Genomic DNA, 25,097 nt, shown 5'->3' with positions numbered 1-25,097 from the left:
GTTCTACGCATGTTCACGTTTTGTGTCAATGAATTTGAAGATGTTCTATATCGGCAGATACAGGATTTCGGCCCCAACAGCGCGCTCCGGGTCTTCGGGCGGACGCATGATCAAAGCGTTGGCTTCGGCTAAAACACTTAGCAGAGAACTGTCCTGGTCGGCGCAGGCGCGGATGCCGTTATCGTCGAGAATTGCACGCATATAGTGTTCACGTGGCCCATTTGCAGGCAGCGCTTCGGCCAAAACCGCTCGCTGGAAGGGCGTGACGACTGTATCGAGCCCCAACATCCGTCGTACCATCGGAATCAGGAACAGATAGCCGCACACCATTGCGCTGACAGGGTTCCCCGGCAGGCCAACCATCGCGGCATCGCCCATCCGTCCAGCCATCAGCGGTTTTCCGGGGCGCATCCGGATTTTGTAGAAGGACCGCTCCATCCCCTGCGCCTCGGATACCTCGGAAACCAGATCATAGTCTCCGACCGAAGCACCGCCGATGGTGACCACCAGATCGGCCCCTTCCGCCAGTCCAAACGCGGTTTCCAATGAAGAGACCGTGTCCCGTGCGATGGGCAGAACACGGACATGAGAGCCAACCCCTTCGAGCAGCGCCTGCAGGCCGAACGTGTTCGAGGCAATGATCTGATCTGGGCCCGGGGTCTCACCCGGCATCACCAATTCGTCCCCGGTTGAGATCAGGGCGATCTGCGGTTTCCGCGCAACCGGGACCTGGGGGATGTTCATAGCGGCCATAAGCGCCACATCCTCGGGCCGGATCAAGCGCGGTGCCGCGATTGTGGTGCCTTTGGCAAAGTCCACCCCAGCGGGGCGGATATTGGTTTTGGGGCCGGGCGCGTCGGTGATGGTGATCAGGTCGCCGCGACGGTCCACATCTTCCTGTATGACAATGAAGTCAGCCCCTTCCGGCACTGGCGCGCCAGTGAAAATTCGAACGGCTTGTCCGGGGCCGACTTTGCCATCGAACCGATTGCCTGCGGCAGCCTCGCCGACAACCTTGAACATGGCGTGCAGTTCCACTTCCGCCGCCTTAACTGCGTAGCCGTCCATCGATGAGGCGGCAAAAGGCGGCTGATCGCGTGTCGCGACAACGTTTTCGGCCAGGACGCGACCCGCCGATTTGGCAAGCGGCACATGTTCGGAAGGAAGCGGAGTGACCAGATCAAACAGCAGGGCGCGGGCGTCTTCGACCGTGATCATTGTGCTTCGTAACGCCCTGATTTGCCACCATCTTTCAGCAAAACGCGAATGCCACCGATCTCCATCGCCTTATCAACGGCTTTGGTCATGTCGTAGACGGTCAGCGCGGCGGTCGAGACCGCGGTCAGCGCTTCCATCTCTACACCTGTCTGGCCTGAGGTTTTGACGGTGGCTTCGATTTGGACACCCGGTAGATCAGGGTCCAACGTCAGTACAACTGCAACCTTGGTCAGGGGTAGCGGGTGGCACAGTGGGATCAGGTCGGGCGTTTTCTTGGCCCCCATGATCCCAGCAAGACGCGCAACGCCTAGAACATCGCCTTTCTTGGCGCGGCCTTCTGAAATTAAATCAAAGGTTTCTGCTGCCATCTTGATGTACGCGGCAGCCACTGCAACGCGGTCGGTGACATCCTTGTCCGAGACATCGACCATATGTGCCTGACCTTCGGCATCAAAATGCGTAAGCGGCATCACATCACCCCTGGGATCAGCGGGTTCGACAGGATTTGGCGGGTTGCCGCAGTGACGTCATCCCGCCGCATAAGGCTCTCGCCGATCAGGAAACACCGTGCACCGTAGCGAGCGATATCGGCCAGATCTTCCGGCGCGCCCAGACCGCTTTCGCAGACAATCGTCCGATCTCCTGGCACCAGTTTTGACAGACGCCGGGTGGTATCAAGAGTGGTCTCGAAGGTCTTGAGATTGCGATTGTTTATCCCGATCAGGGGGCTTTTCAACTGCGTCGCGCGGTCAAGCTCGGCTTCATCGTGAACTTCGATCAAAACGTCCATATCCCAGTCAAACGCGGTTTGTTCCAACTCGGCGGCCTGCGAATCTTCGACCGAGGCCATGATGATCAGGATACAATCTGCCCCCAACGCCCGCGCTTCGATGACCTGATAGGGATCGTACATGAAATCCTTGCGCAAAGCGGGTAAATTGGTCGCAGCGCGCGCAGCAGTCAGATATTCTTTGGCACCCTGAAAACTGGGTGTGTCAGTCAGAACCGACAAACAGGCTGCGCCGCCGTCTTCATAGGCTTTAGCCAGAACGGGCGGATCAAAATCCGGGCGGATCAAACCTTTGGAGGGGCTGGCCTTTTTGACCTCGGCAATCAAACCGTAGCCGGTGCGCGAGGCGTTGTGCAGCGCCTCGGCAAAGCCACGCACCTCAGGCGCATCTCGTGCTTCGCTTTCCAGCTCAGCCAGCGATTTTTGTGCCTTGTCCGCTTCGATCTCTTCCAGCTTATAGGCTTTGATTTTGTCCAGAACAGTCTCGGTCATGCAGCTTCCTGTGTGATCCGCGCAAGGGCGGTGATCTTTTCTTTGGCTTTGCCACTGTCGATGCTTTCGGCTGCCTTTTCAACGCCTTCGCGCAAATCGCTCGCGGCCTCAGCCACGACCAAAGCAGCGGCGGAGTTCAGTAGAACGGCATCACGATAGGCCGACGGCGTACCATCCAGTAATGCGCCGAAGGCAGCAGCGTTTTCTTCCGGGGTGCCGCCAACGATCTCTTCGAATGGATGTACGGGCAGGCCTGCGTCTTCGGGGTGCAGTTCAACCTCTTTTATGGTGTTGTCTTCCAGGGCAGCGACCCAGCTGACACCGGTGATCGTCAACTCATCCGTCCCGTCCGAGCCATGGACCAACCACGCACGATCAGATCCCAGCAAGCCCAGTGTTTCAGCCATCGGCCGGATCAAGTCGCGAGAGAAGGCGCCCGTTAGTTGCCGTTTGACGCCCGCCGGATTGGTCAGCGGGCCGAGAATATTGAAGATCGTGCGCGTTCCCAGTTCTTGTCGAGACGGCATAACATGAGCGATGGCAGGGTGATGCATAGGGGCCATCATGAAACAGATTCCCACCTCATTCAGCGCTTTTTCAACCACTTGCGGGCCGACCATCACGTTGATGCCCATCTGACCCAGCGCATCTGCCGCGCCGGATTTCGAACTGAGGTTCCGGTTGCCATGCTTGGCCACGGTGACACCGGTCCCCGCCACGACAAAGGCCGTCGCAGTCGAGATATTCAGTGTTCCCTTGCCATCCCCTCCAGTACCCACAATATCCATTGCGCCCGCCGGGGCGGTGACCGCGTTACACTTGGCGCGCATCACAGCGGCGGCGGCGGCGTATTCGTCCACGGTTTCGCCACGTGTGCGCATGGCCATCAGCAGCCCACCGATCTGGCTGGGCGTGGCCTCGCCATCGAACAGAATGCCAAAGGCCTGTTCCGCCTCGGCGCGGGTCAGGGGCCGGTCGGCAGACGCACCGATCAGCGGTTTCAATGCGTCGCTCATGCGGGGACTTTCAGTTCTTGCAGGAAGTTCTTGAGCAGGGCGTGGCCATGCTCGGAGGCGATAGATTCCGGGTGGAACTGCACGCCATGAATGGGCAGTTCCTTGTGTTGCAGCCCCATGATTGTACCGTCTTCCAGTTCTGCTGTGATCTCAAGGCAATTGGGCAGGCTCTCACGCTCAACAATAAGCGAATGATAGCGTGTCGCCTCAAAGGGTGAGGGCAGGCCCGCAAAGACGCCTTTGCCCGTGTGTTTCATCGTGCCCATCTTGCCATGCACGATCTCATGGCAACGCACGACCTTGCCGCCGAAAACCTGACCGATGGTCTGATGACCCAAGCACACACCCATCAGTGGTGTTTTTGTCTCGGCCGCGGCTTCGGTCAGGGCCAGGCAAATACCGGCTTGATCTGGGTCGCAAGGGCCGGGGCTGAGCAGGATACCGGCGGGATTCATCGCCATGGCTTCCTGCACATCCAGCGCATCATTGCGGCGAATGACCATTTCGGCCCCAAGTTCGCCCAGATAATGCACCAGGTTGTAAGTAAACGAATCGTAGTTGTCGATCAGCAGCAGCATTTGGGCACTTATCTTAGCTTGGGCATTTCAGGCTGGCGATACAGCCCCCGGCCACGGTATAATGTCGGGACATACATGCTCAGGCTTGGGCGGCAGCGTCAAGAGGACAACCCGTTCCGTACGCGCCATCAGGCCAAGCGTTGCAAAAGATGACGTAAGAACGGGCGTAGCAGTAGACAGGCGAAAGGCGTTGGACATGGGCGGATTTGTCGGAGGAATGGTCGCGGGTGCGGTCGTTGTTTTGATCTTGGGTGCGGTTTTGTCGTTGCAGGCACCGTTGACCCAAAAACCGGTTGTGGCAACCGAGGCACCACAGCCCGAGGATGTCACCACATCCGAGGCTTCGGCCAGTGTGACCGAGACCGGATCGGACGCCGATCTGGTCGATGCACAACCCGCTGGGCCAAAAGCTGCCGATTTCCAAGAAGAGGATGTGGCCGATCTGTCGGGCCTTGAGCAAGAGACAGATGCCCAGCCAAACATCACCGGGCCGGGGCAACAGCCCGAACAGCCGGATCCCGACACAGCGGATGAGGTTGCGGTGCTGACAAACCCGCCTGTTGCGCCGCCTCTGCCCGGAGCCGCGCCTGAAACCCCTCAGGATGAGGTGCAGCCACAGGTTATTGGTGAGGCACCCGCTGCGCCTGAAGCTGAAGAAGTTGCGGTTTTGGAACCAGTGCCAAGCCTCGACGTTCCAGGCTCGACCGAAGACAGCACAGAAGAAAACCCGTTTGAAAATAGCCCAATTGCTGTGGAAGGGGACGAAGATACGCTGCCCCGAACCTTGCCGCGTATTGCCGCCTTGCCTCAGATTGGTGGAGAGAACGAGACCAGCACCAGCACGATCGTCGGCAAGCGCGTAGTGCCGCTGACCGAACGCGACGATCCACCGGCTGAGGAAACAGGTGATGTCACAGGGCTGATCCCTATGGGCAAACCCATCGAAGCCTACGCCGCCGCATTTGAAAATGCCGACTCCAAGCCGCTGATGTCCATTATCCTGATCGATGATGAACAGTCCTTTGGGGCCGAGGCCTTGCAGGACTTTCCCTATCCGATCAGCTTTGCCGTCAGCCCGTCTGATCCAAACGCCGCCGAAAAAATGGCGCGCCACCGCGCTGCCGGGTTTGAGGTGATGGCGCTGGCCGATTTGCCCGAGGCTGCCAGCGCACAGGATGCCGAAGTATCGATGGCCGTCTGGCTGGAAACCCTGCCGGAAACTGTAGGAATTCTAGAAGGGGTTGAAACCGGCATTCAGGGCAATCGCAAACTGGCCGATCAGGTGGCCGAGATTGCAGGTGTGACGGGTCGTGGGCTGATCACTCAGGACAATGGATTGAACACTGTCCAGAAGATCGCCGCGCGCAACGGCATCCCGTCCAGCGTTATATTCCGCGATATTGACGGGGCCCGTCAGGACCCCAAGATCATGCGCCGTTTTCTGGATCAGGCCGTCTTCCGCGCCGGGCAGGAGGGCACTGTGGTGATGCTGGGCCGTGTGCGTCCCGAAACGATTTCTGCCTTGCTGCTTTGGGGGCTTGAGGATCGCGCCAGCCGGGTCGCCATGGCGCCAATTTCTGCGGTGATGAAGCGCGAGGTTCAGTAAGGGCTGACGAAAGGCGGCTGATCCGGGATCGCCGCCTTTCGTTGTTTAACTGTTGCCTGTTGAGGTGAACCGGGCCGCATCTGCTGCTGCCCGCCGGATCGCGTTCGATTTATGGACCGTTTCCATAAACTCTGCCTCGGGGTCGCTGTCATAGACCACGCCGCCGCCTGCCTGAATGTAAAGCTTCTGCTCTTTCACAATGGCCGTGCGCAGGGCGATACACATATCCATGTCACCACCCGCGCTGAAATAGCCGACACCGCCGCCATAAACGCCGCGCTTTTCAGGCTCCAGCTCGTCAATAATCTCCATCGCACGGACTTTTGGCGCGCCCGAGACTGTACCCGCAGGCATCCCAGCAAAGAAGGCATCCAACGCGTCTTTGTCCTCGGCCAATTCACCTACCACGTTCGACACGATATGCATCACGTGGCTGTAGCGTTCGATGATGAACTCTTCGGTGGGCCGCACAGTGCCGATCTTGGCGACGCGGCCCGTATCGTTGCGGCCTAGGTCCAGCAGCATCAGATGTTCGGCCAATTCCTTCTTGTCGGCCAGCAAATCCAACTCGTTTGCTTTGTCTTCTTCTGGCGTTGCACCGCGTGGGCGGGTGCCCGCGATAGGGCGAATGGTGACTTCGTCGCCAAAGACCCGCACCAGAATCTCGGGGCTGGCGCCCACGACCTGAAAGCCACCGAAGTTGAAGTAGAACATGAACGGCGAAGGGTTGGTGCGGCGCAAAGACCGATAGAGCGTGAACGGCGGCAGCGGGAAATCCTGTGTCCAGCGCTGTGCCGGGACGACCTGAAAGATGTCGCCTGCTCGGATGTATTCCTTGGCCTTTTCAACCGCTTCCATATAGCCGGATTTGGTGAAATTCGACACGGGCGGAGCAACCTCGGACGCGTCACCCAGATCGCGGGTTTCCGCTGGCATGGCGCGTTCCAGATCGCGGACAGCGTCCATCACGCGTTCGGCGGCCTGCGCATAGGCTGCTTTGGCCGATTGCCCTTCGCTAGACCATGCAGGAGAGACCACTGTGACTTCGCCTTTGACGCCATCCAAAACCGCTACGACCGAAGGGCGCAGCATGATCGCATCGGGCAATCCCAGCGGATCAGGGTTCACATCCGGCAGATACTCGACCAGACGCACCATGTCGTAGCCCAGATAGCCAAACAGCCCGGCAGCCGCCTGCGGCAGATCATCGGGCAGGGCGATCCGGCTTTCGGACAGAAGGGCGCGTAGATTGTCCATTGGGTTGCCGGTTTGCGGGTCAAACGCCTCGGGATCGAACCGGGCGGATCGGTTCAACTCGGATGTTTCGCCCCGGCAGCGCCAGATCAGATCAGGCTTCATGCCAACAATCGAATAACGCCCGCGCACCTCTCCGCCCGTGACGGATTCCAGCATAAAGGCATCTTTTTGCGCACCGGTCAGCTTCAGCATCAATGACACCGGTGTGTCCAGGTCAGCAGCAAGGCGCGTGTAAACGACCTGATTTTCACCCGCCTCATAGGCGCGGGCGAACGTGTCGAAATCGGGTGTCAGTGCCATGATGGTCTCTTAGTAACTCGCCTGCACGGCGTTCAGGGCTTGCTGATCGACCACAGGGCGTGCGCGGGTCTGTGCGTCGCGGACATAGGCGTCAAAGATGTTCTGCGCCAGGGCCTGATCCAGTTGAGCGCTGAGGGCCTCTTGCAGCTGTCGCAACTCGTCAGTTTCATCCGGTGGCAGGATCTCGTCCAGACGTACGATCAAGGCGGCGCCATTGCCGCTGACCACGCGCAGTTCGCCGGGCTCCATCTCGAAAACGTCTGCCATGAAGCTGGGGGGCACATCCTCAAGAAATGCGGTGCGGGTCAGGGCGTTTTCCACGCGGAACGGCAGGCCGGTTGCGGTGAAGTCTCCATCGGTGGCCAGATCCAAGAGGACCGAGGCCGCCTGATCCTGAAGCGCCGCGTTTGTCTCGGCCGCAATCCAGGCTGCAGCGACGCGGTCGCGTGCGCTATCCAAGGGTTCGGGGCGCGGGGGCAGGTCTTCTTCCAAACGCAGCGCGAAGATCGATCCGTCCTCAAGGAACGCGATCTCTGGGAAGTCACCGTCCTGCACCGCTTCGGCGGCCACGCGGAACCCGTCATAAGCAGCAACCTGTTCGCTGCTGTCGCGGGTCCAGTCAATCTGATCCAGCACCATCTCGGTTTCAGCAGCCAACTCTTCCAGCGTGGCACCACCGGCCAGTAGGTCGTTGATATCCTCAGATTGGGCTTCGATCAGGCGGCGCGCGCGCTCAGAAGCCTGTTCTTCGCGCAAGCTTGGTTCAGCCTCTTCAAAAGGAACGTTGTTGGCGGCCAGTGAGCCGTTTATCCGGAACAAAGCCGGGCCAAAGACCGAAGGCAGAGGTCCGACAACCTGATCCAGTTCTGCCGCGAATACGGCATCGGCAGCGTCGCCCAGATCGTCGCGGGTGACATCGCCCAGATCGATATCGCTCAACTCAAGCTCGCGGTCGCGCACCAGTTGTTCGAATGTGGTGCCCCCGACCTCAAGCTGTGCCATTGCGTCATTTGCCGCCTCTTCACTGGGGAAGTTCAGCCGTTCGACCAACCGGCGTTCGGGTTGTTGGTATTCAGCCGCGCGCTGGTCGTAGAGTCGGCGCAGTGTATCTTCGTCGACCTCGACCGTATCGATCAACATCTCGGGCGAAAGGATCGCATAGGTCAGTCGTTTGGTGCGGGGCAGGGTGAACAAATCGGTGTTTTCATCATAAAACGCCTGAACCTGTTCATCGGTTGGATCCGCAACCGGCGTCGTCAGCGCCTCAACCCCAAGGGTCGCGATGGTAAAGCTGCGCCGTGCGCCCAGATAATCGACCAGCGTTTGTGTCAGCGTATCGGGCATGACTACACCGCTGGTCACAGCTGCCTGCAGGATCGTGCGCGAAGATTCCTTGCGCAGATCCGATTCGAATTCGGTATCCGAGATACCCAGTTGATCCAGTTGGAACCGATAGGCTTCGCGGTCAAAACTTCCATCAACGCCCTGAAAGGCTGGGATCGCAACGATCTCTTCCTGCAGGTTTTCGTCGCCAATCGAAATGCCCAACTGGCTGACTTCGTTGTCCAACGCGGCGAGGGCGGTCAGGCGGGACAAGGCGCGCTGTTCCAAACCCAGCTCTCGGGCCTGAGACATTTGCAGAGATTGTCCGGTCTGGGCCTCAACAGCACGGATCTCGCGTTGCAACTCGCGTACATAGGCATCGACCGAGACGCTTTCTTCACCCACCTGTGCAACGGTGCGGATGGTGCCGCTGAGATTGGTGGCGCCAAAGCCGGCAAGACCGACGAACAAAAGGCCCATCAATATCCAGACAAAGGTTTTCGAAAGACTGTTCTTGCCTGCAGCCATGATGCCCTCTTGGTGTTTTGGCAGGTCTCTGCCCTGTTGGTCGCCGCCCTGAATACGACGGGCACCGCCGGGGGGCAAGCTTAGAAGGAAACTGCCTGCAAGCGGTCGAACAATTGGCCAATCCCAGCTCGATCCAGATTGGCAAAAGCGATGCGCACCTGGCGCTGACCGGCAGGATCGCCTGCGGGCATGAACATCGTACCGGGCAGCAGGAGAATACCGGCTTCGGGAACGAGGCGGCGGGCAAGTTCATCCGAGGCGATATCGAACGGGTGTTCGAGATAGGCGAAATATGCGCCGAGGCCCAACAACCGCCAGCCCGTGGCAGTCAGCCTTGGCATCTCATCCGTGATGGCGGCGCGCCGGTCGAGGATCTCATCTCGTTCCCCGGCCAACCATTGGCCGAGGTTCTGCATGCCCCACAGGGCCGCGAATTGACCGATCTGACCGGGGCAAATGGCAACCGTATCCAGAAATTTTTCGATCTCGGCCAGCAGGATGGTGCTGGACGCAATCGCTCCGACGCGATGACCGGTCAGGCGGTAGGCTTTCGAGAAAGAATAGAGATGCACAAGCGTCTGATCCCAGCCCGGTTGTTGAAACAGCGCATGCGGCGGTCCGCTGCGGCTGTCAAAATCGCGGTAGGTTTCGTCGACCAGCAGGTAGATGCCAGCCTCGCGCGCCAGATCGTAGAAGGCGCGAAGCAGGTCCGCCGGGTATTCGACCCCGCCGGGATTGTTGGGCGTGACCAAGGAAATAGCGCGGGTTTTGTCGGTGATCAGCGCACGCGCCTGTTCGGGATCAGGCAAAAGATCAGCGCCGGTTGGCAAGTCGACAGAGTGCACGCCTGCCATGTCCAGCCACATTTTGTGATTGAAGTACCATGGGGTAGGTAGGACGACCTCATCCCCCTGATCCGTGATCGCCGAGATGACGGCCGAAAACGCCTGATTGCACCCCGAGGTGATGGCAACCTGGTTCTCGGCGACCTCAGCCGCGTAGTGGGTGCTGATCTGGTTGGCCAGCTCCGCGCGTAAATCACTGTTACCCAAGACGGGCCCATAGAGATGGGCGCTATCTTGCTCTACTGCAAACTCGGCCATGGCCTGACGCATGGCCAGCGGTGGTGGTTCGACCGGGGCCGCCTGACTAACATTGATCAGCGGCTGGTCATCTGAAAATGCAACCCCGTCCAGCCAGCGACGCGCCTCCATCACCGGGGGCGGAAAGGTGACGCTGGTGCGGGTTTGAGTCATTGGGTTTTGTCCTTGGACAGTGCCAGCAGGGCTTGTGCGAGGCTCTGCCTCGCGCTCCGAGGTATTTTTGAACAGAAGAAGTTAGTCCGTGCCGCGATAGGGTTCGACATATTGCAAGGCCATATCCCATGGGAAGAAGATCCAGGTGTCCTGGCTGACCTCGGTAATGAACGTGTCGACCATCGGGCGGCCCTTGGGTTTGGCATAGACCGTCGCGAAATGCGCCTTTGGAAACATCCGGCGCACCAGATCCAGGGTTTTGCCGCTGTCGACCAGATCGTCGATGATGAGAACGCCTTCGCCATCGCCCATCAACTGGGCATCCGGGGCCTTGAGCACCTCGGCCTCGCCCTGTTCCTGATGGTGGTAGGAGCGTACGCTGATCGTGTCGACGGTGCGGATGTCCAGCTCACGGCTGACGATCATGGCCGGGGCCATGCCGCCACGCGTGATGGCGACAACCGCGCGCCATGATCCATCATCGGGGCCTTGACCATCCAGCCGCCAGGCCAGAGCGCGGGAATCGCGGTGAATCTGATCCCAGCTGATATGAAAGCCTTTTTCGTGGGGCAGGCGATCCTTGGCGCTCATGATCTTAGCCCTTTTCTACGTCAGGCGCATCGACGGCTTTCATGCCGACAATGTGATAGCCCGAGTCTACATGCAGATTCTCACCGGTGACGCCACTGCTGAGATCGGACAGTAAGTACAATGCCGAGTTGCCGACATCGTCGATGGTTACGTTGCGACGCAGGGGTGAGTTATACTCGTTCCATTTCATGATATAGCGGAAGTCCCCGATGCCACTGGCGGCGAGCGTTTTGATGGGCCCCGCCGAGATCGAGTTCACGCGTATGCCATCCTTGCCCAGGTCCTCGGCCAAATACTTGACCGATGCTTCCAGCGCGGCTTTGGCAACGCCCATGACATTATAATGCGGCATGACCTGCTCGGCGCCGTAGTAAGTCAGGGTCACTGCGCTGCCACCTTCGCCCATCATCTTTTCCGCGCGCTGCATGACGGCTGTGAAGGAAAAGACGGACACATCCATCGTCAAATTGAAATTCGCGCGGCTGGTGTCTACATAACGACCGCGCAGTTCGTTCTTGTCCGAGAACCCGATGGCGTGAACGATAAAATCCAGCTTGCCCCATTTTGTTTCAAGCGCGGTGAACAATGCGTCGATTGACGTCTCGTCGCTGACGTCGCACGGCAGGACGATTTCGCTGCCAAGTTGCGCTGCCAATGGGTCGACCCGTTTCTTAAGAGCGTCGCCTTGATAAGAAAAAGCCAGATCGGCCCCGGCATCGGATAAAGCGCGCGCGATTCCCCATGCGATTGATTTGTCATTGGCCAGTCCCATGATGAGGCCGCGTTTGCCGGCCATCAACTGATTTGCCATGTTTGGTTCTCCGCCTGTCTTCGCATTGTATTGCGTTGGTTTATGCCATCGTTAGCGCTGCATCAAGGCCATCCACTCTTGCCCGTAGCGGGTTATCGCCTTAGGTTCATTCTCAGTACTTTCCAGGGGATGGAAATGAACGAGCGCGATGGCATCTTTGCTGGCTCCGATCCGTTTGAAATAGCGGCTCGGTGGTTGGGTGAGGCTGAAGAGAGTGAAGTCAACGATCCGAACGCAATCGCGTTGGCGACTGTCGACCAGGATGGTATGCCCAATGTTCGTATGGTTCTTTTGAAAGAGATCGAACCGGACAGCTTCGTTTTCTACACGAACTACGAAAGCACCAAAGCGTCAGAACTGGATGGTGCGGGCAAAGCGGCATTTGTGATGCACTGGAAATCTTTGCGGCGTCAAATTCGAGTTCGTGGTATAATAACGCGCGAAACGGGTCCGAAAGCGGATGAGTATTATGCATCCAGATCGCTTAAAAGTCGATTGGGGGCCTGGGCTTCGCGGCAGTCTCAGCCGCTGAGCAGTCGCGCTGCGTTGATGGCCGAGGTTGCAAAGGTAACTGCGAAACATGGGCCGAACCCTGCGCGACCGCCATTTTGGGGAGGGTACAGAATCGCGCCGACTGAAATTGAATTCTGGGCAGATGGGGCCTTTCGCCTGCATGATCGCTTTAGGTGGACGAGGGATCGGTCCGATTCAGTCTGGCAAGTGGAAAGGCTGAATCCATGATCTTCGCGTTACGTGAAATGCAACGCTCAGAAAACAATGAGTTTTTTCAGCTTGAATTTGCGGGCCATTCCCATAAACAGACAAACCTTAACGATCCTAATAAATGCGCGTAAGGAATACAGTGCCGGACGATCTGAACAACATGTATCGCGTACGTGGACACGTAAAATGGTTCGACCCTGCGAAAGGGTACGGGTTCGTTGTGTCTGACGAAGGCGGTCCGGATATTCTGTTGCATGTCAACGTCTTGCGCAATTTTGGGCAAAGCTCTGTCGCGGATGGTGCGGGCATCGAAATTATGACGCATCGGACAGACCGGGGCGTTCAGGCGGTCGAGGTGATCAGTGTTGATCCGCCTGCACGCGCAGATTCGATGCTACTGGCCGATTTCGCCGAACTTGATCCAGATGTGATCGCAGATGCCCCGATGGAGGCCGCGCGGGTGAAATGGTTCGACAAGGGCAAAGGTTTTGGCTTTGCCAATGTGTTTGGTCGTGGTGAGGATGTGTTTCTGCATATCGAAGTTTTGCGTCGCTCGGGCCTTGCCGACCTGCAACCCGGCGAAGCGCTCGCCATGCGTGTGATCGATGGTAAACGGGGCCGGATGGCTGCACAGGTTCTTGCCTGGGAAGCCGCACTGGACGATTGATCCCACAATGATGAGTCGCCTTATCGCTCCTGCCCTGATCATTGCCTTTTGGGCCGCGGGCGCGTTGGCGGAGTGCCGTCCTGACCGGGTTGAGCTGAAGAACGATCAGACTCAGATACGTTTCGACGTTGAACTGGCGATAACACCCCAAGAGCGTTCGCGTGGGTTGATGTTTCGAGAGTCCCTACCCAGCAGGTCGGGAATGCTGTTCGTATTCGATCCGCCTCAGCGCGTGGCGTTCTGGATGAAGAACACCCTGATTCCACTGGACATGATCTTCATCGACAAAACCGGCGCAGTCAGCAGCGTGCATGAAGGCGCGATTCCGGGTGATTTGACCCCGATTGAGGGCGGCGATTCCGTGTTTGCGGTGCTCGAAATCAATGCTGGATTGGCCACACGCTATGGAATCGCAGCTGGAACCCAGATGCGCCATGAAATTTTTTCACAAGGCCCCGCAATTTGGCCCTGTTAGGGCTTTTCAAATCAGATCGGCACGTTTAGGAAGGCGCACGGTCCGGGGCGTGGCGCAGTCTGGTAGCGCACCTGTTTTGGGTACAGGGGGTCGTAGGTTCGAATCCTGCCGCCCCGACCACTTCCAAAAATGTTAAATTACGCGCACGCTGTATTGTGCACTCAACCAGATATTGATTGGCACATAGTGTGTATTGCACGCCATTCTCCCGAGGGGCCAAACTTCAAAGCCCGTGTGGAAAAGGTCGGTTGGAAGGCAGCGATTCAGGGGTGGGACGAAGGTAGTTTTGACTGGACCAACAACAAGCTGTTTGAATAATGCAAGCAACACAGCGGCCGTAAAAATATAGTCAGCCCGGCAACCCGCCCATCGTGCGATAAAGCCTGCTAAGAGCTTGGTCCAACGCTTCGCTTTCGACGGGAACCTCAACAACTGATCCTGCTTTCTGTGGCACTCTGAACACCAGCGAGGCATCCACGCGGTAGCCAGATGCGGTTTTGCTCGGGTTCAATCGCATGACGCTTTTGGGCAGGTTCTGAGGCGAGCCATCATAGGTTAGTATCAGGAAAGCGGCTGCTTCGGGGGGCAGGTATTCGCTGCATTCAAAGCTTCTGTCGGGCAGCTTGCGAAAACTGTCGCCCGGGCCGGTGCAGCTCGTTTCGAAGGTTTCGAACAGACGCGTCGGGTAGTCGTTGAACTGAGCACTGCGTGATGGTTCGGACACATCTTGTGGTGTGCACGCCACGAATAGGGCCACTGGCGATAAAAAGTGAAACAGCCGCATCTGATTGTAAGCCCTTAGTGATTTTCGCGTTAACCACCTCGACCCTTGGAAGGCTCGCGATGATTCTGTTCCAGCCTAACCAGCAGTGGTCTGGTTCATCAAACGCTTATAAACATGCTGGTAAAAACAGGAATTTCATTCTGATGAGTTTGGGATCGGCGGGATTTTGCCGTGGATCATTCTGTGGAGGAATCGGAAACGCCCCACGCAAGACCCGGCGCGATGATCGGGTCAACACAAAAGATTTCAAAAATGACTCAAAAAGGCCGTTGACCTTCTATGGGTGGATACGCCAGATTGTATGAGCCGAATATGACGCCACTACATCTGGTATGAAATCAGAGAAGGCGCAGGGCAGGGACGGGACGCACACCAACTGATTGTGCAACCGCTGATGCGGTTTTGCGCTGCGCGCGGCAGCGTCCGGACCTTTGCGTCTGTCGAGTTCGGCAAGGTGGGGGGCTTGGCATTTCTCAGGCCCGAAGCTGGGTAGACGGTCATTAATTCGAAGGCAGCGGAAATGAAAATTGAAAGAAAGTTCACCAAACCGGGGCAGGATGCATACGCAGACTTGGATTTCATTTCGGCCACGTCCGAGATTCGAAATCCCGACGGCACTATTGTCTTTCGGCTTGATGATATCGAAGTTCCGTCGAGCTGGAGCCAGGTGGCCAGCGACGTCATCGCGCAGAAATATTTCCGCAAGGCCGGTGTTCCCAGCAAGCTGAAAAAGGTCAAAGAGAAAGACGTTCCCGAATTCCTGTGGCGTTCGGTTCCGGCCGATGGCGCTGAATTCGATGGCGAGACATCCTCCAAGCAAGTGTTCGATCGTCTGGCCGGCGCGTGGGCGTACTGGGGCTGGAAGGGCGGCTATTTCTCAACCGAGGAAGACGCGCGCGCCTACTTTGACGAGATGCGCTATATGCTGGCGACCCAACGCGCCGCTCCGAACAGCCCGCAATGGTTTAACACCGGTTTGCACTGGGCCTACGGGATCGACGGCCCTGCGCAGGGTCACCACTATGTCGACTACAAAACCGGCAAGCTGACCAAATCGAAATCCGCTTATGAGCATCCGCAGCCGCATGCATGCTTCATCCAGTCCGTCGATGATGATCTGGTGAACGAGGGCGGCATCATGGATCTGTGGGTGCGCGAGGCGCGCTTGTTCAAATACGGTTCAGGCACCGGGACCAACTTCAGCCATCTGCGGGCTGAGGGCGAGGCGCTGTCGGGCGGCGGCAAATCCTCGGGCCTAATGGGATTTCTCAAGATCGGCGACCGCGCCGCTGGCGCGATTAAATCAGGCGGGACAACCCGTCGAGCAGCGAAGATGGTGATCGTCGATGCAGATCACCCGGACATCGAGCAATTCATCGAATGGAAGGTGCTCGAAGAACAGAAGGTGGCCTCGATCGTTGCCGGATCGAAGATGCACGAGAAGATGCTGAACGGCATTTTTGAGGCCATCCGTTCGTGGGATGGCTCTGCTGATGACGCTTATGATCCGAACGCGAACGATAGTCTGAAGAAAGCGGTTCGTGAGGCCAAAAAGGTCGCGATCCCTGAGACTTACATCAAGCGCGTGCTGGATTATGCGCGGCAGGGTCACGACAGCATCGAGTTCCCCACCTACGACACCGACTGGGATTCGGAAGCCTATAGCTCGGTCTCGGGTCAGAACTCGAACAACTCGATCCGCGTGACCAACGCGTTCCTGACCGCTGTTGAGAAAGACGCGGATTGGGAATTGATCAACCGCACCGATGGCAAGGTTGCCCGCACGGTCAAAGCGCGCGACCTGTGGGAGAAGGTCGGCCATGCCGCTTGGGCTTGTGCTGATCCTGGTATTCAGTTCCACGACACTGTCAACGAATGGCACACATGCCCCGAAGATGGTGAGATCCGCGGATCGAACCCGTGCTCGGAATACATGTTCCTGGACGACACGGCCTGTAACCTCGCGTCGATGAACCTGCTGACCTTCCTTAAGGATGACGAGTTTCAGGCGGCGGATTACATGCACGCCTCCCGCCTATGGACCCTGACGCTGGAAATTTCAGTGACGATGGCGCAATTCCCGTCCAAGGAAATCGCGAAACTCTCTTATGATTTCCGTACTTTGGGTCTTGGCTATGCCAATATCGGCGGACTGCTGATGAACATGGGCTACAGCTATGACTCGGACGAAGGTCGGGCGATCTGTGGCGCGCTGACCGCGATCATGACTGGTGTGGCCTATGCGACCTCGGCTGAGATCGCCGGAGAGCTGGGTCCGTTCAAAGGGTATGAGCGCAATGCCGAGCACATGCTGCGCGTCATCCGTAACCACCGCCGCGCATCGCAGGGTGTGACCAACGGGTACGAGAAACTGGCCGTCAAGCCTGTGCCTCTGGATCACGGCAACTGCCCAGACAAACGTCTCATCGATCTGGCCATGTCGGCCTGGGATGAGGCGCTGAGCCTCGGCGAGAAGAACGGCTATCGCAACGCACAGGCCACCGTGATCGCGCCCACCGGGACCATCGGTCTGGTGATGGATTGCGACACGACCGGGATCGAGCCGGACTTCGCACTGGTTAAATTCAAAAAGCTGGCCGGTGGCGGTTACTTCAAGATCATCAACCGCTCGGTACCGTCGGCGCTGGAGAAGCTGGGCTACTCCTCGTCTCAGATCGAAGAGATCGTGGGCTATGCGGTTGGGCACGGCACCATCGGCAACGCGCCGGGGATCAACCACACCTCGCTGACAGGTCACGGGTTCGGCCCGAATGAACTGGCCAAAGTGGACGCCGCGCTGGAAAGCGCCTTCGACATCCGGTTCGTCTTCAACCAGTGGACACTGGGTGAGGATTTCTGCACCGGCGTACTGGGCATCCCGGCGACCAAGCTGAACGATCCTACTTTCGACCTGCTGCGCCATCTTGGCTTTACCAAAGCGGATATCGACGCAGCGAACGATCACGTCTGCGGAACCATGACGCTGGAAGGCGCACCCCATCTGAAGGAAGAGCACTATTCGATCTTCGACTGCGCCAACCCGTGCGGCAAGAAGGGCAAGCGTTTCCTTGGGGTTGATAGCCACATCACCATGATGGCGGCAGCGCAAAGCTTCATCTCGGGTGCGATCTCTAAGACGATCAACATGCCCAATGACGCGACCATCGAGGATTGCCAGAAGGCCTATGAACTCAGCTGGTCGCTGGGCGTGAAGGCGAACGCGCTGTATCGCGATGGTTCGAAACTTTCGCAGCCGCTGGCGGCGGCTCTGGTCGAGGATGACGACGAAGCGGCAGAAGTTTTGGAAAGCGGTTCGACGCAGGAAAAAGCCGTCGTCCTGGCCGAGAAGGTGATCGAGAAGGTTGTGGTCAAGGAGATGATCCGCAGCCATCGCGAGAAACTGCCGCATCGCCGCAAGGGTTATACCCAAAAGGCGATCGTTGGCGGCCATAAGGTCTATCTGCGCACCGGTGAGTTCGAAGACGGCAAGCTGGGCGAGATTTTCATCGACATGCACAAGGAAGGCGCTGGCTTCCGGGCAATGATGAACAACTTCGCCATCGCGGTCTCGGTCGGCCTGCAGTATGGCGTGCCGCTGGAAGAGTTTGTCGATGCCTTCACCTTCACCAAATTCGAACCGGCTGGGATGGTGCAGGGCAACGACTCGATCAAGAATGCAACGTCGATTCTGGACTACATTTTCCGCGAATTGGCCGTGTCTTATTTGGACCGCACCGATCTGGCCCATGTGAAACCTGAAGGCGCAACCTTCGATGATCTGGGTCGTGGCGAGGACGAAAACGTCTCGAACGTTTCAGAAATCAGCGACAGTGCGGCGTCCAAGTCTTTGGAAGTGTTGAAGCAAATCAGCTCGACCGGCTATCTGCGCAAGCGCCTGCCGCAAGATCTGGCGGTGTTCAACGCGGGTCAGGCTGATTTGAACGGCATGGCAGAAACAGCCGCTGCATTTGAAGCTCCGGCCGCAGAAACTGCCGTCGCAACCACCATGGACGCTCGTACCAAAGCCAAGATGCAGGGCTACGAGGGCGACCCGTGCGGCGAATGCGGAAACTACACGCTGGTGCGCAACGGCACCTGCATGAAATGCAACACCTGCGGCGCGACAAGCGGGTGTAGCTGAGTTTAGCGCCCCGGCACCCCGGGGCGCAGGGGTCGGATAGCTGCCACAGGTACCGACCCCGACGAATACGGATCAAGGCGCTGAGACTTACCATCGATGCCTTGGTCCACTCGGCCGACATGCCCGTGTTGGCCGGGAACAGGGTGGGGCGGAATATTTGCTCCCTCCCACTCTCTCACGGGGCGGGTGCGCTCGCCCCATGCGCAGTCCAGGCCGCAGGCAAAAAAACACCGGGCGGTCAACGAAATGAGCCTGGAAGGCGAAACTGACAGGGGGCTTCGGCCCCCTTTCTTTTTTCAACCCCTTACCGCGGTTGTCAGCAGAGCCTTGCCGGATCTCCGGGCAGTCATCGGGCAAGAACCGCCGAAAGCAGATCGGCGGATTTCGCCCGGCGGGAGATCGCAGGGCCGACTCGGGGAAATCCGCAAAGAATGGCGCGAAATTCGGGGATGAAAGGGATGCGGGTGACTGCGAAGGGCAAGATGGTGTCTGTGGTGCTTGTCCGGACGTAACAACGCAAAACTCACTCAGGAGGCACTATCATGAAACCGCAACATCTGGCCGTTATCTCGGCATTCGCACTTGGCTTGCCCTCGTTGGCTTTGGCGCAATCGAGCGCTGATGCGAATGGCGATGGCGTTCTGACCATCGAAGAAGTGCAGGCTGTGGTACCAGAAGTGGATACCGATACGTTCTCGGCCATGGATGCAAATGGTGATGGCGCGCTGGATCAGGATGAGATCGCAGTTGCGCAAGAAGCCGGTTTGCTGCCCCCCAGCAACGGCTGATTTGTATTGAATAAGGGCGGCCCGAGGGTTTCGGGCCGCCTTTACAAATGGTTACGCGGGTAAGTGAATGTTGAACTTGGCGCGAATTTCGGCATCTAGCAACGGATCAAACTGAGCGGACGACGGTGCGCTCAGAATTTCTTCCTTGCGGGCAGTGGCCTTCTCCAGCAAATCTGGTTTACCCATCTCGGCCCATTCTTTTGGTGACGTTCGGTCGCCAAATATTGGATAGACATAGTCGGCCTGCATCCGGCTGAGTGTTGCGTCAGTTCCCAAGTAGTGGCCCGGCCCGCCCATGCAAACCTCGGCAATCTGATCCAGCGCCAGTGTTTCATCATTGACTTCGATGCCGCGCACGCAGCGCTGTGCTTGACCGATCAGATCATCGCTGAGGATGAGGCTTTCGAAGCAAAAGCCCAGAAGCGAAGCATGCATGCCCGCCGCTTCATAGACCATGTTCAGCCCGGACAACCCGGCCATGACGTTCGAACACATCTGCTCCCACCCGGCTTGCATATCGGGCAGTTTCGAATCTGACGCGCCCGCGGCGGCGCCTCCCGGCAGGTCGTAGAACTGGTGCATCTGCGCACAGCCCGCACTCAGCAGGGCTTGTTCGCCAGACCCGATAGACATGGCCCCAGTGCGCAGGTCCAGACCAAAGGGCCATGTGCCAAAAATCGCGGGTGCGCCTGGCTTTACGGCGTTTACATAAACCAAACCGGCCAGGCATTCGGCAGTGGCCTGCGTGATCGCCCCGGCGATGGTTGATGGGGCGGTTGCGCCGGCCATGCCAGCAGACAGCAACAGAACAGGCATACCGGCCTTGATGCATTCCTCCATCACTTCGCAGCTTTCGGTGGCGAATTTCATCGGCGGAACGACAAAGCAGTTCGAGTTGGATACAAAAGGCCGCTCGCGCCATTTGTCCTCACCACCGGCAATCATGTGCAGCATTTCGATGGCAGGTGCTACATGCGATGGCTCGGTAAAGGATGTTCCAATGTGTTTGTAAGTCCCTGAGCATGCGGCATAAACTGTATTGTAGTCCATCTCGAGATTGTCGAGGATGTCGCGGCAGACCATGGGGCGCTGGACGAAGTGGATATTGTCCAGCTGCTGGCAAATCCGCGCGGCGTCGTGCAGATCCTGTACGGTTGAATCGCGGTATTGACGGCCATGGACATCAACCATACTTACGGCTGCTCCGGCTGTGCCATAGTGAACCTTGGTGCCGGTTAGGTCGAGGTCGGTCTGGCCGTCGCGGCTGCAGAGCGTGATGGACCGGTTGGCCTTTGCGATCGTATCTTCAACCAATGCGCGCGGGAACCGAATGCGCCCGTCGTCGCCCAGTGTACAGCCCGCACCGACCAGATAGTCGATACCGCTTTGGGGGGCGTCTGCAAGACCAATGGTTTCAAGGGCTTGTAGGGCGGCATTGTGGATTTTTTCCACCTGAGCTGGTGTCAGAGGTTTGTATGTGCCGCCTTCCATGCCGGGGCGGATCGGGCGCAGATGTTCTGGAAGGGCGGATGCACGGGCTGCGCGACGTGCAGAACGTCCACCGCTACGAGAGGCACTACGGGATTGCGTGTTCATTGAATAAGTCCGGTCTTTAAAGAGGTATCTTGAGCATGAGCGATCAAGACAAGCCAGGCCGACCCCTTGCCGCGCGCCCACGATCCGCACCAATGGTACGACTGATCAGACGAATTTTCCAAATCTCGTTTGCCATGAGACCTCTCAGTTGCCCGATAGGCTGTCAGACGGCCACACCCTGTTCTGTTCCGTTTGCGACTTAGCTGTCAAAAACCGACAGATTGTATCGCTGGCCTTGTTGAACGCGTGTTCTGGGCACATTTTCTCCCGCTTTGGGTGAAATCTGTTATACTTTATTAACTTACTGCTGAATATCCTGTGATCAGAATTGAAATCTGGCAACTGCATGCCAGTTTAAATGTGTGACTGTCGTTGCACCAGACACGGATGAACACTGTTGATGATGGATTGGAAACCACGTTGGGCCCTGATCGCCGCGATGACGATCACATGCACCACCCCTGCCTTGGCAGAGGATTGGTCAGGTGCCTATGCGGGTTTCAGTTTCGGCTATGCCGAGGCAAGCGGCCCTGACAGCTCCAGCGGTGACACAGGCACATTTGGTGCCCACATCGGGTTTGATCAGGATTTTGGCAATTTCGTTTTGGGGGGTGAGTTGGAATATAATCGCTTGTCCCTGAACCTCAGCGAAAATCAGGGAAGCCTGGACAGTATGTCACTTGTTAAACTGCGTGGCGGGTATGATTTTGGCAACGCGCTCGGATACGTGGTGGTCGGTGCGGCCCGCGCGGAAACCTCGACCGACAGCGATACAGCGGCGGTTTACGGCATCGGTGTCGCTTATCCGATTGGCGAAAACCTTGTGATCAGTGGTGAGGCGTTGCGCCAGAACTTCGACGATGCCACCCGATCTGAGGGTGGTTTGGGTACAAATGTTTTCAACCTGAGGACAACATTCCGGTTCTGAGCCCATCACTCGGCCGCGCGATGTTTTGCCTGACCAGCCGCAAAATCGCATAAGGTCTGCAGAGCCTGCGAAAAACGCGCGTCCTCTACCGTCATTGCCAAGCGAATATGGCCCGCTGCGGCCCGGCCAAAGCTTTCACCAGGCATGACGGCGATGGCGTGATTGTCCAGCAAAGCGTTTGCAAAACCTTCACCGGATAGGCCGGTCGCGCTGATATCCAGCATCAGATACATCGCACCTTGTGCGGGCACGAGGCTGATGACGTGCTGCTTGCTCAGAATCTCCATGGCAAGCGCGCGACGGCGACGGAAAGGAGCGGCGATACCAGCCTCTAACTCCGGGCCGGCCTTCAATGCAAAACAGGCGGCATCCTGAATGAAACCTGGCACGCCGTAGGTCGTGTGCGTGGCCAGATTGATCAGATGCGCAATCACCTCTTGTGGACCAATAACCCATCCGCAGCGAGAGCCTGTCATGGCATAGGATTTGGACATGGACCCAACAACAAGTGTGCGCTCGGCCATATCCGACAAGGCACGGGGAGATACATGCTCACCTTCCCAGACCTGCGTGTCATAGACCTCGTCCGAGATCAGCCAAAGATCGTGCCGTTTACAGGCCCCTGCGATGCCTTCAAGCGTTTCGTGGGAATAGACCACGCCGGTTGGATTGTTGGGTGAGTTGATCAACAGGGACACGGCTCCGTCCGCGGCAGCTTCGATATCTTCGGCGCGCGGTTGAAATGACTCCTCGGCCTGCGCCTGGATGGGGCGGGCTTGCGCGCCGACCCCTCGGATCGTACCGGGATAAGTGGCGTAATATGGATCAATATACAGCCCCACATCCCCAGGATCACACAGGGCCATATGTGCTGCGAACAGGGCGGATTGTCCGCCGGGCGTGATCAGAACATTGTCACGCGTGGTGGGCACCCCGGTCCGTACCTGAGTTCTTGCGGCGACCATGTCGCGTAGTTGATCGGTTCCCGGGACCATTGCGTATCCGGTGTGTCCGTTTCGCGCCGAGTGGTTCATGGCGCGCAAAATCGATACATCGGTTCGGGTGTCGTGTTCGCCAATTGTCAGCTCGGTCACGGCGTGTCCGGCGCTGGCCATCCGGCGCGCCCGGTAGAACACATCCCAGCCATCACTGTCGCCTGCTGTGATCTGAGAGATGCGATTTGACACTTTCATCTGAACACCTGCTTGCGAAGTTTCGAACAGCTCGCGATGGTCAATCAGCTGCGCGCGGGAAGGGTCGCCTGAACCTTTTTCGTCAATGAGGCACGGACCAGATCATAAGACGCTGTCAGGCGGTGCCTCAGTTCTTCCTCCTCCGCGTCAAAGGGCAGGCGGATCCAACTGCGGTGAAAATACGGGGCTTTGACGCCGACACCTGCATCGATCAGCATTTGTGCGGTTTCGATATCGGCGGTTTTGACCGAGACACCATCATTGGCAACCCCGATACAGGCGAACATCTTGGCGCCCACTTTCCACGCATCATGGCCGCCGCCCCAGGGATCGGACCATTCAGCACCCGGTAGGGCGCGGCACACAGAGTTGACGAAATCCCGGCTCATGTTCGGCACCATGCAGGGGAGGTGAGGCAAACTCAAGCCTTGGCTTGGCGTGTTGCGCGTGGTATGTCAGCACCATGAACCGGATGACCTGCATCATTATCTGCTGCATTTCCTGCTGATTTATCAAGCGGGCCGGTATCTTTCGTTTTCATCCCTGAGACAAGTTGCTAAGCCCGCGCCAACGCGTACGCTTTAGGAGCCCAAGTGATGACGACACTGAAACTGCACAACACACGGACACGGACGAAGGAAAACTTCGTTCCGATCGATCCTGATAACGTGCGGATGTATGTCTGTGGGCCGACGGTCTATGACCGGGCGCATCTGGGCAATGCGCGACCTGTGGTCGTGTTCGACATGCTGTATCGGTTGCTGCGCCATGTCTATGGTGCGGATCACGTCACCTATGTGCGCAATTTCACCGACGTAGACGACAAGATCAACGTGACCGCGCTGAAGCGCAAACAAGCCGGGGCCGAAGGGTCTTTGGAGCAGTTGGTCCACGAACGCTCGGATGAGACCATCGGGTGGTATCTGCATGATATGGGTGCGCTTGGGACGCTGGAACCGAACCAGATGCCACGAGCGACTGAGTTTATCCCTCAGATGATCGAGATGATCGAAGACCTGATCTCGAAGGGCCATGCCTATGAGGCCGAAGGTCATGTGCTGTTCGCGGTGGACTCGTGGAAGGACGAATACGGCAAGCTCTCGGGCCGGTCGGTCGATGACATGATCGCGGGGGCGCGGGTTGAGGTTGCACCTTACAAGAAGAACCCGATGGATTTCGTGCTGTGGAAGCCTTCGACCGATGAGCTGCCAGGGTGGCAGTCACCCTGGGGTCGGGGGCGTCCGGGCTGGCACATCGAATGCTCGGCCATGTCCTATGAACTGCTGGGCGACAGTTTCGACATTCATGGTGGCGGCAACGATCTGATGTTCCCGCACCATGAGAACGAGATCGCCCAAAGCTGCTGCGCGCATCCCGAGGGTGAGTTCGCTCGGGTCTGGATGCATAATGAAATGCTGCAAGTCGAGGGCAAGAAAATGTCCAAATCGCTGGGCAATTTCTTCACCGTGCATGACCTGTTGGAACAGGGCGTGCCGGGTGAGGTGATCCGGTTTGTGTTCTTGCAGACCCATTATCGCAAGCCGATGGATTGGACCGAGAAGAAGGCGCGCGAAGCCAAAGCAACGCTGCGCAAGTGGCGGGCGCTGACAGCGGGCATCGAGCCCGCCGCCAGCGCGGCACCCTCGGTGATCGCAGCACTTGCGGATGATCTGAACACAGCGGGTGCCATCGCCGAGCTTCACCGTCTCGCTTCGGGCGGGGACGCTGCGGCGTTGCTGGCAAGTGCGCAAGTGCTGGGCCTGCTGACGGATGAGATGGGCGGCTGGGCTGCCATTCCGGCGGCGGATTTCTCTGAATACGAAGAAAGGCTGGCAGCCGCGCGTGTAGAAGCCATGGTGAGCAAGGATTTCTCGGAAGTGGATCGATTGAAATCCGCCTATCTTGCCGCAGGTCTGGAAGTGCGCATGAGCAAGGACGCTGTTGAGATCATCGCCGGATCGGGTTTCGACGCGTCGAAGCTGGAAAGCGTATAATCAGATGCTTCGCCCGGAACTGTCCGGGCGGGGCGATGCCCG

At 58.0% G+C, this 25,097-nt stretch carries 22 protein-coding genes and 1 tRNA gene; 9 read left to right on the top strand and 14 right to left on the bottom strand.

What is annotated here, in order from left to right:
* Positions 1–45: 45 nt before the first annotated feature.
* Genes ACR0KG_RS12900 through ACR0KG_RS12880 form a run of 5 tightly spaced genes read right to left on the bottom strand, consistent with a single transcriptional unit; the run spans position 46 to position 4,094 of the window.
* Positions 46–1,218 (bottom strand): molybdopterin molybdotransferase MoeA, encoded by a 1,173-nt coding sequence (locus ACR0KG_RS12900; protein ID WP_480827502.1) that lies wholly within the window; start codon positions 1,216–1,218, stop codon positions 46–48.
* Positions 1,215–1,688 carry a cyclic pyranopterin monophosphate synthase MoaC gene (gene moaC / locus ACR0KG_RS12895; protein WP_480827501.1) on the bottom strand — a complete coding sequence of 158 codons (474 nt, stop codon included), beginning with the start codon at positions 1,686–1,688 and terminating at the stop codon, positions 1,215–1,217. Before moaC ends, ACR0KG_RS12900 begins: the two co-directional genes overlap by 4 nt.
* Positions 1,688–2,500 (bottom strand): indole-3-glycerol phosphate synthase TrpC, encoded by an 813-nt coding sequence (gene trpC / locus ACR0KG_RS12890; protein WP_480827500.1) that lies wholly within the window; start codon positions 2,498–2,500, stop codon positions 1,688–1,690. Before trpC ends, moaC begins: the two co-directional genes overlap by 1 nt.
* Positions 2,497–3,516 carry an anthranilate phosphoribosyltransferase gene (trpD, locus tag ACR0KG_RS12885; protein WP_480549069.1) on the bottom strand — a complete coding sequence of 340 codons (1,020 nt, stop codon included), beginning with the start codon at positions 3,514–3,516 and terminating at the stop codon, positions 2,497–2,499. Before trpD ends, trpC begins: the two co-directional genes overlap by 4 nt.
* Positions 3,513–4,094, bottom strand: coding sequence for an anthranilate synthase component II (locus ACR0KG_RS12880; RefSeq protein WP_480541274.1), 582 nt, complete (start codon positions 4,092–4,094; stop codon positions 3,513–3,515). Before ACR0KG_RS12880 ends, trpD begins: the two co-directional genes overlap by 4 nt.
* Before the next feature lie 196 nt (positions 4,095–4,290).
* Between ACR0KG_RS12880 and ACR0KG_RS12875 the strand changes: the two genes are divergently transcribed.
* Complete coding sequence (locus ACR0KG_RS12875; protein ID WP_480549071.1) at positions 4,291–5,700, top strand: divergent polysaccharide deacetylase family protein; 1,410 nt, start codon at positions 4,291–4,293, stop codon at positions 5,698–5,700.
* Between the two features lie 45 nt (positions 5,701–5,745).
* Here the strand turns inward: ACR0KG_RS12875 and trpE are convergent, their stop codons facing one another.
* The 5 genes from trpE to fabI all read right to left on the bottom strand — a co-directional run bounded on the left by trpE (position 5,746) and on the right by fabI (position 11,766).
* The gene (gene trpE, locus ACR0KG_RS12870; protein WP_480827499.1) at positions 5,746–7,257 is read right to left on the bottom strand and encodes an anthranilate synthase component I; all 1,512 of its coding nucleotides are present in this window, start codon (positions 7,255–7,257) and stop codon (positions 5,746–5,748) included.
* A gap of 9 nt (positions 7,258–7,266) precedes the next feature.
* Positions 7,267–9,108, bottom strand: coding sequence for a peptidyl-prolyl cis-trans isomerase (locus ACR0KG_RS12865; RefSeq protein ID WP_480827498.1), 1,842 nt, complete (start codon positions 9,106–9,108; stop codon positions 7,267–7,269).
* An 80-nt stretch (positions 9,109–9,188) separates the two neighbouring features.
* A complete protein-coding gene (locus ACR0KG_RS12860) occupies positions 9,189–10,364 on the bottom strand; it encodes an aminotransferase (RefSeq protein WP_480827497.1) in 1,176 nt (391 codons plus the stop codon).
* Positions 10,365–10,445: 81 nt separating this feature from the next.
* A complete protein-coding gene (gpt, locus tag ACR0KG_RS12855; RefSeq protein WP_170532900.1) occupies positions 10,446–10,955 on the bottom strand; it encodes a xanthine phosphoribosyltransferase in 510 nt (169 codons plus the stop codon).
* Positions 10,956–10,959: 4 nt separating this feature from the next.
* Positions 10,960–11,766 (bottom strand): enoyl-ACP reductase FabI, encoded by an 807-nt coding sequence (gene fabI / locus ACR0KG_RS12850; RefSeq protein WP_480549081.1) that lies wholly within the window; start codon positions 11,764–11,766, stop codon positions 10,960–10,962.
* Positions 11,767–11,901: 135 nt separating this feature from the next.
* On the opposite strand from fabI, the gene pdxH reads away from it, so the two are divergent.
* The 4 genes from pdxH to ACR0KG_RS12830 all read left to right on the top strand — a co-directional run bounded on the left by pdxH (position 11,902) and on the right by ACR0KG_RS12830 (position 13,751).
* Positions 11,902–12,507 (top strand): pyridoxamine 5'-phosphate oxidase, encoded by a 606-nt coding sequence (gene pdxH / locus ACR0KG_RS12845; protein WP_480549083.1) that lies wholly within the window; start codon positions 11,902–11,904, stop codon positions 12,505–12,507.
* A gap of 142 nt (positions 12,508–12,649) precedes the next feature.
* Complete coding sequence (locus ACR0KG_RS12840) at positions 12,650–13,156, top strand: cold-shock protein (RefSeq protein ID WP_480549447.1); 507 nt, start codon at positions 12,650–12,652, stop codon at positions 13,154–13,156.
* Positions 13,157–13,166: 10 nt separating this feature from the next.
* Positions 13,167–13,631, top strand: a complete 465-nt coding sequence (locus tag ACR0KG_RS12835; RefSeq protein ID WP_480549449.1) for a DUF192 domain-containing protein — start codon at positions 13,167–13,169, stop codon at positions 13,629–13,631.
* Between the two features lie 43 nt (positions 13,632–13,674).
* Positions 13,675–13,751, top strand: a tRNA-Pro gene (locus ACR0KG_RS12830).
* A gap of 229 nt (positions 13,752–13,980) precedes the next feature.
* On the opposite strand, the gene ACR0KG_RS12825 is transcribed toward ACR0KG_RS12830, so the two are convergent.
* Positions 13,981–14,415 (bottom strand): hypothetical protein, encoded by a 435-nt coding sequence (locus tag ACR0KG_RS12825; protein ID WP_480549085.1) that lies wholly within the window; start codon positions 14,413–14,415, stop codon positions 13,981–13,983.
* A gap of 520 nt (positions 14,416–14,935) precedes the next feature.
* Between ACR0KG_RS12825 and ACR0KG_RS12820 the strand changes: the two genes are divergently transcribed.
* Both ACR0KG_RS12820 and ACR0KG_RS12815 read left to right on the top strand, forming a co-directional pair.
* Positions 14,936–18,556, top strand: coding sequence for a vitamin B12-dependent ribonucleotide reductase (locus tag ACR0KG_RS12820; protein ID WP_480827496.1), 3,621 nt, complete (start codon positions 14,936–14,938; stop codon positions 18,554–18,556).
* A 542-nt stretch (positions 18,557–19,098) separates the two neighbouring features.
* On the top strand, positions 19,099–19,344 hold the full coding sequence (locus ACR0KG_RS12815) for an EF-hand domain-containing protein (RefSeq protein WP_353007741.1): 246 nt from the start codon (positions 19,099–19,101) through the stop codon (positions 19,342–19,344).
* A gap of 51 nt (positions 19,345–19,395) precedes the next feature.
* On the opposite strand, the gene ACR0KG_RS12810 is transcribed toward ACR0KG_RS12815, so the two are convergent.
* Complete coding sequence (locus ACR0KG_RS12810; protein WP_480827495.1) at positions 19,396–20,940, bottom strand: trimethylamine methyltransferase family protein; 1,545 nt, start codon at positions 20,938–20,940, stop codon at positions 19,396–19,398.
* 400 nt (positions 20,941–21,340) lie between these two features.
* On the opposite strand from ACR0KG_RS12810, the gene ACR0KG_RS12805 reads away from it, so the two are divergent.
* Positions 21,341–21,868 carry an outer membrane protein gene (locus ACR0KG_RS12805; protein ID WP_480827494.1) on the top strand — a complete coding sequence of 176 codons (528 nt, stop codon included), beginning with the start codon at positions 21,341–21,343 and terminating at the stop codon, positions 21,866–21,868.
* A 5-nt stretch (positions 21,869–21,873) separates the two neighbouring features.
* On the opposite strand, the gene ACR0KG_RS12800 is transcribed toward ACR0KG_RS12805, so the two are convergent.
* Positions 21,874–23,061 carry a pyridoxal phosphate-dependent aminotransferase gene (locus ACR0KG_RS12800; RefSeq protein ID WP_480827493.1) on the bottom strand — a complete coding sequence of 396 codons (1,188 nt, stop codon included), beginning with the start codon at positions 23,059–23,061 and terminating at the stop codon, positions 21,874–21,876.
* Positions 23,062–23,105: 44 nt separating this feature from the next.
* Positions 23,106–23,450 carry an MmcQ/YjbR family DNA-binding protein gene (locus tag ACR0KG_RS12795; RefSeq protein WP_480541296.1) on the bottom strand — a complete coding sequence of 115 codons (345 nt, stop codon included), beginning with the start codon at positions 23,448–23,450 and terminating at the stop codon, positions 23,106–23,108.
* A 207-nt stretch (positions 23,451–23,657) separates the two neighbouring features.
* Between ACR0KG_RS12795 and cysS the strand changes: the two genes are divergently transcribed.
* The gene (cysS, locus tag ACR0KG_RS12790) at positions 23,658–25,055 is read left to right on the top strand and encodes a cysteine--tRNA ligase (protein ID WP_480827492.1); all 1,398 of its coding nucleotides are present in this window, start codon (positions 23,658–23,660) and stop codon (positions 25,053–25,055) included.
* Positions 25,056–25,097: the final 42 nt, after the last annotated feature.

It is taken from the genome of Ruegeria sp. H4 (genome assembly GCF_056533065.1).
This window is presented reverse-complemented; position numbering and strand designations above follow the sequence as displayed.

Bases quoted from the DNA above. Each gene is read 5' to 3' on its own strand.
- ACR0KG_RS12900 (WP_480827502.1), bottom strand. From the start codon at position 1,218: ATGATCACGGTCGAAGACGCCCGCGCCCTGCTGTTTGATCTGGTCACT.
- moaC (WP_480827501.1), bottom strand. From the start codon at position 1,688: ATGCCGCTTACGCATTTTGATGCCGAAGGTCAGGCACATATGGTCGAT.
- trpC (WP_480827500.1), bottom strand. From the start codon at position 2,500: ATGACCGAGACTGTTCTGGACAAAATCAAAGCCTATAAGCTGGAAGAG.
- trpD (WP_480549069.1), bottom strand. From the start codon at position 3,516: ATGAGCGACGCATTGAAACCGCTGATCGGTGCGTCTGCCGACCGGCCC.
- ACR0KG_RS12880 (WP_480541274.1), bottom strand. From the start codon at position 4,094: ATGCTGCTGCTGATCGACAACTACGATTCGTTTACTTACAACCTGGTG.
- ACR0KG_RS12875 (WP_480549071.1), top strand. From the start codon at position 4,291: ATGGGCGGATTTGTCGGAGGAATGGTCGCGGGTGCGGTCGTTGTTTTG.
- trpE (WP_480827499.1), bottom strand. From the start codon at position 7,257: ATGGCACTGACACCCGATTTCGACACGTTCGCCCGCGCCTATGAGGCG.
- ACR0KG_RS12865 (WP_480827498.1), bottom strand. From the start codon at position 9,108: ATGGCTGCAGGCAAGAACAGTCTTTCGAAAACCTTTGTCTGGATATTG.
- ACR0KG_RS12860 (WP_480827497.1), bottom strand. From the start codon at position 10,364: ATGACTCAAACCCGCACCAGCGTCACCTTTCCGCCCCCGGTGATGGAG.
- gpt (WP_170532900.1), bottom strand. From the start codon at position 10,955: ATGAGCGCCAAGGATCGCCTGCCCCACGAAAAAGGCTTTCATATCAGC.
- fabI (WP_480549081.1), bottom strand. From the start codon at position 11,766: ATGGCAAATCAGTTGATGGCCGGCAAACGCGGCCTCATCATGGGACTG.
- pdxH (WP_480549083.1), top strand. From the start codon at position 11,902: ATGAACGAGCGCGATGGCATCTTTGCTGGCTCCGATCCGTTTGAAATA.
- ACR0KG_RS12840 (WP_480549447.1), top strand. From the start codon at position 12,650: ATGTATCGCGTACGTGGACACGTAAAATGGTTCGACCCTGCGAAAGGG.
- ACR0KG_RS12835 (WP_480549449.1), top strand. From the start codon at position 13,167: ATGAGTCGCCTTATCGCTCCTGCCCTGATCATTGCCTTTTGGGCCGCG.
- ACR0KG_RS12825 (WP_480549085.1), bottom strand. From the start codon at position 14,415: ATGCGGCTGTTTCACTTTTTATCGCCAGTGGCCCTATTCGTGGCGTGC.
- ACR0KG_RS12820 (WP_480827496.1), top strand. From the start codon at position 14,936: ATGAAAATTGAAAGAAAGTTCACCAAACCGGGGCAGGATGCATACGCA.
- ACR0KG_RS12815 (WP_353007741.1), top strand. From the start codon at position 19,099: ATGAAACCGCAACATCTGGCCGTTATCTCGGCATTCGCACTTGGCTTG.
- ACR0KG_RS12810 (WP_480827495.1), bottom strand. From the start codon at position 20,940: ATGAACACGCAATCCCGTAGTGCCTCTCGTAGCGGTGGACGTTCTGCA.
- ACR0KG_RS12805 (WP_480827494.1), top strand. From the start codon at position 21,341: ATGATGGATTGGAAACCACGTTGGGCCCTGATCGCCGCGATGACGATC.
- ACR0KG_RS12800 (WP_480827493.1), bottom strand. From the start codon at position 23,061: ATGAAAGTGTCAAATCGCATCTCTCAGATCACAGCAGGCGACAGTGAT.
- ACR0KG_RS12795 (WP_480541296.1), bottom strand. From the start codon at position 23,450: ATGAGCCGGGATTTCGTCAACTCTGTGTGCCGCGCCCTACCGGGTGCT.
- cysS (WP_480827492.1), top strand. From the start codon at position 23,658: ATGACGACACTGAAACTGCACAACACACGGACACGGACGAAGGAAAAC.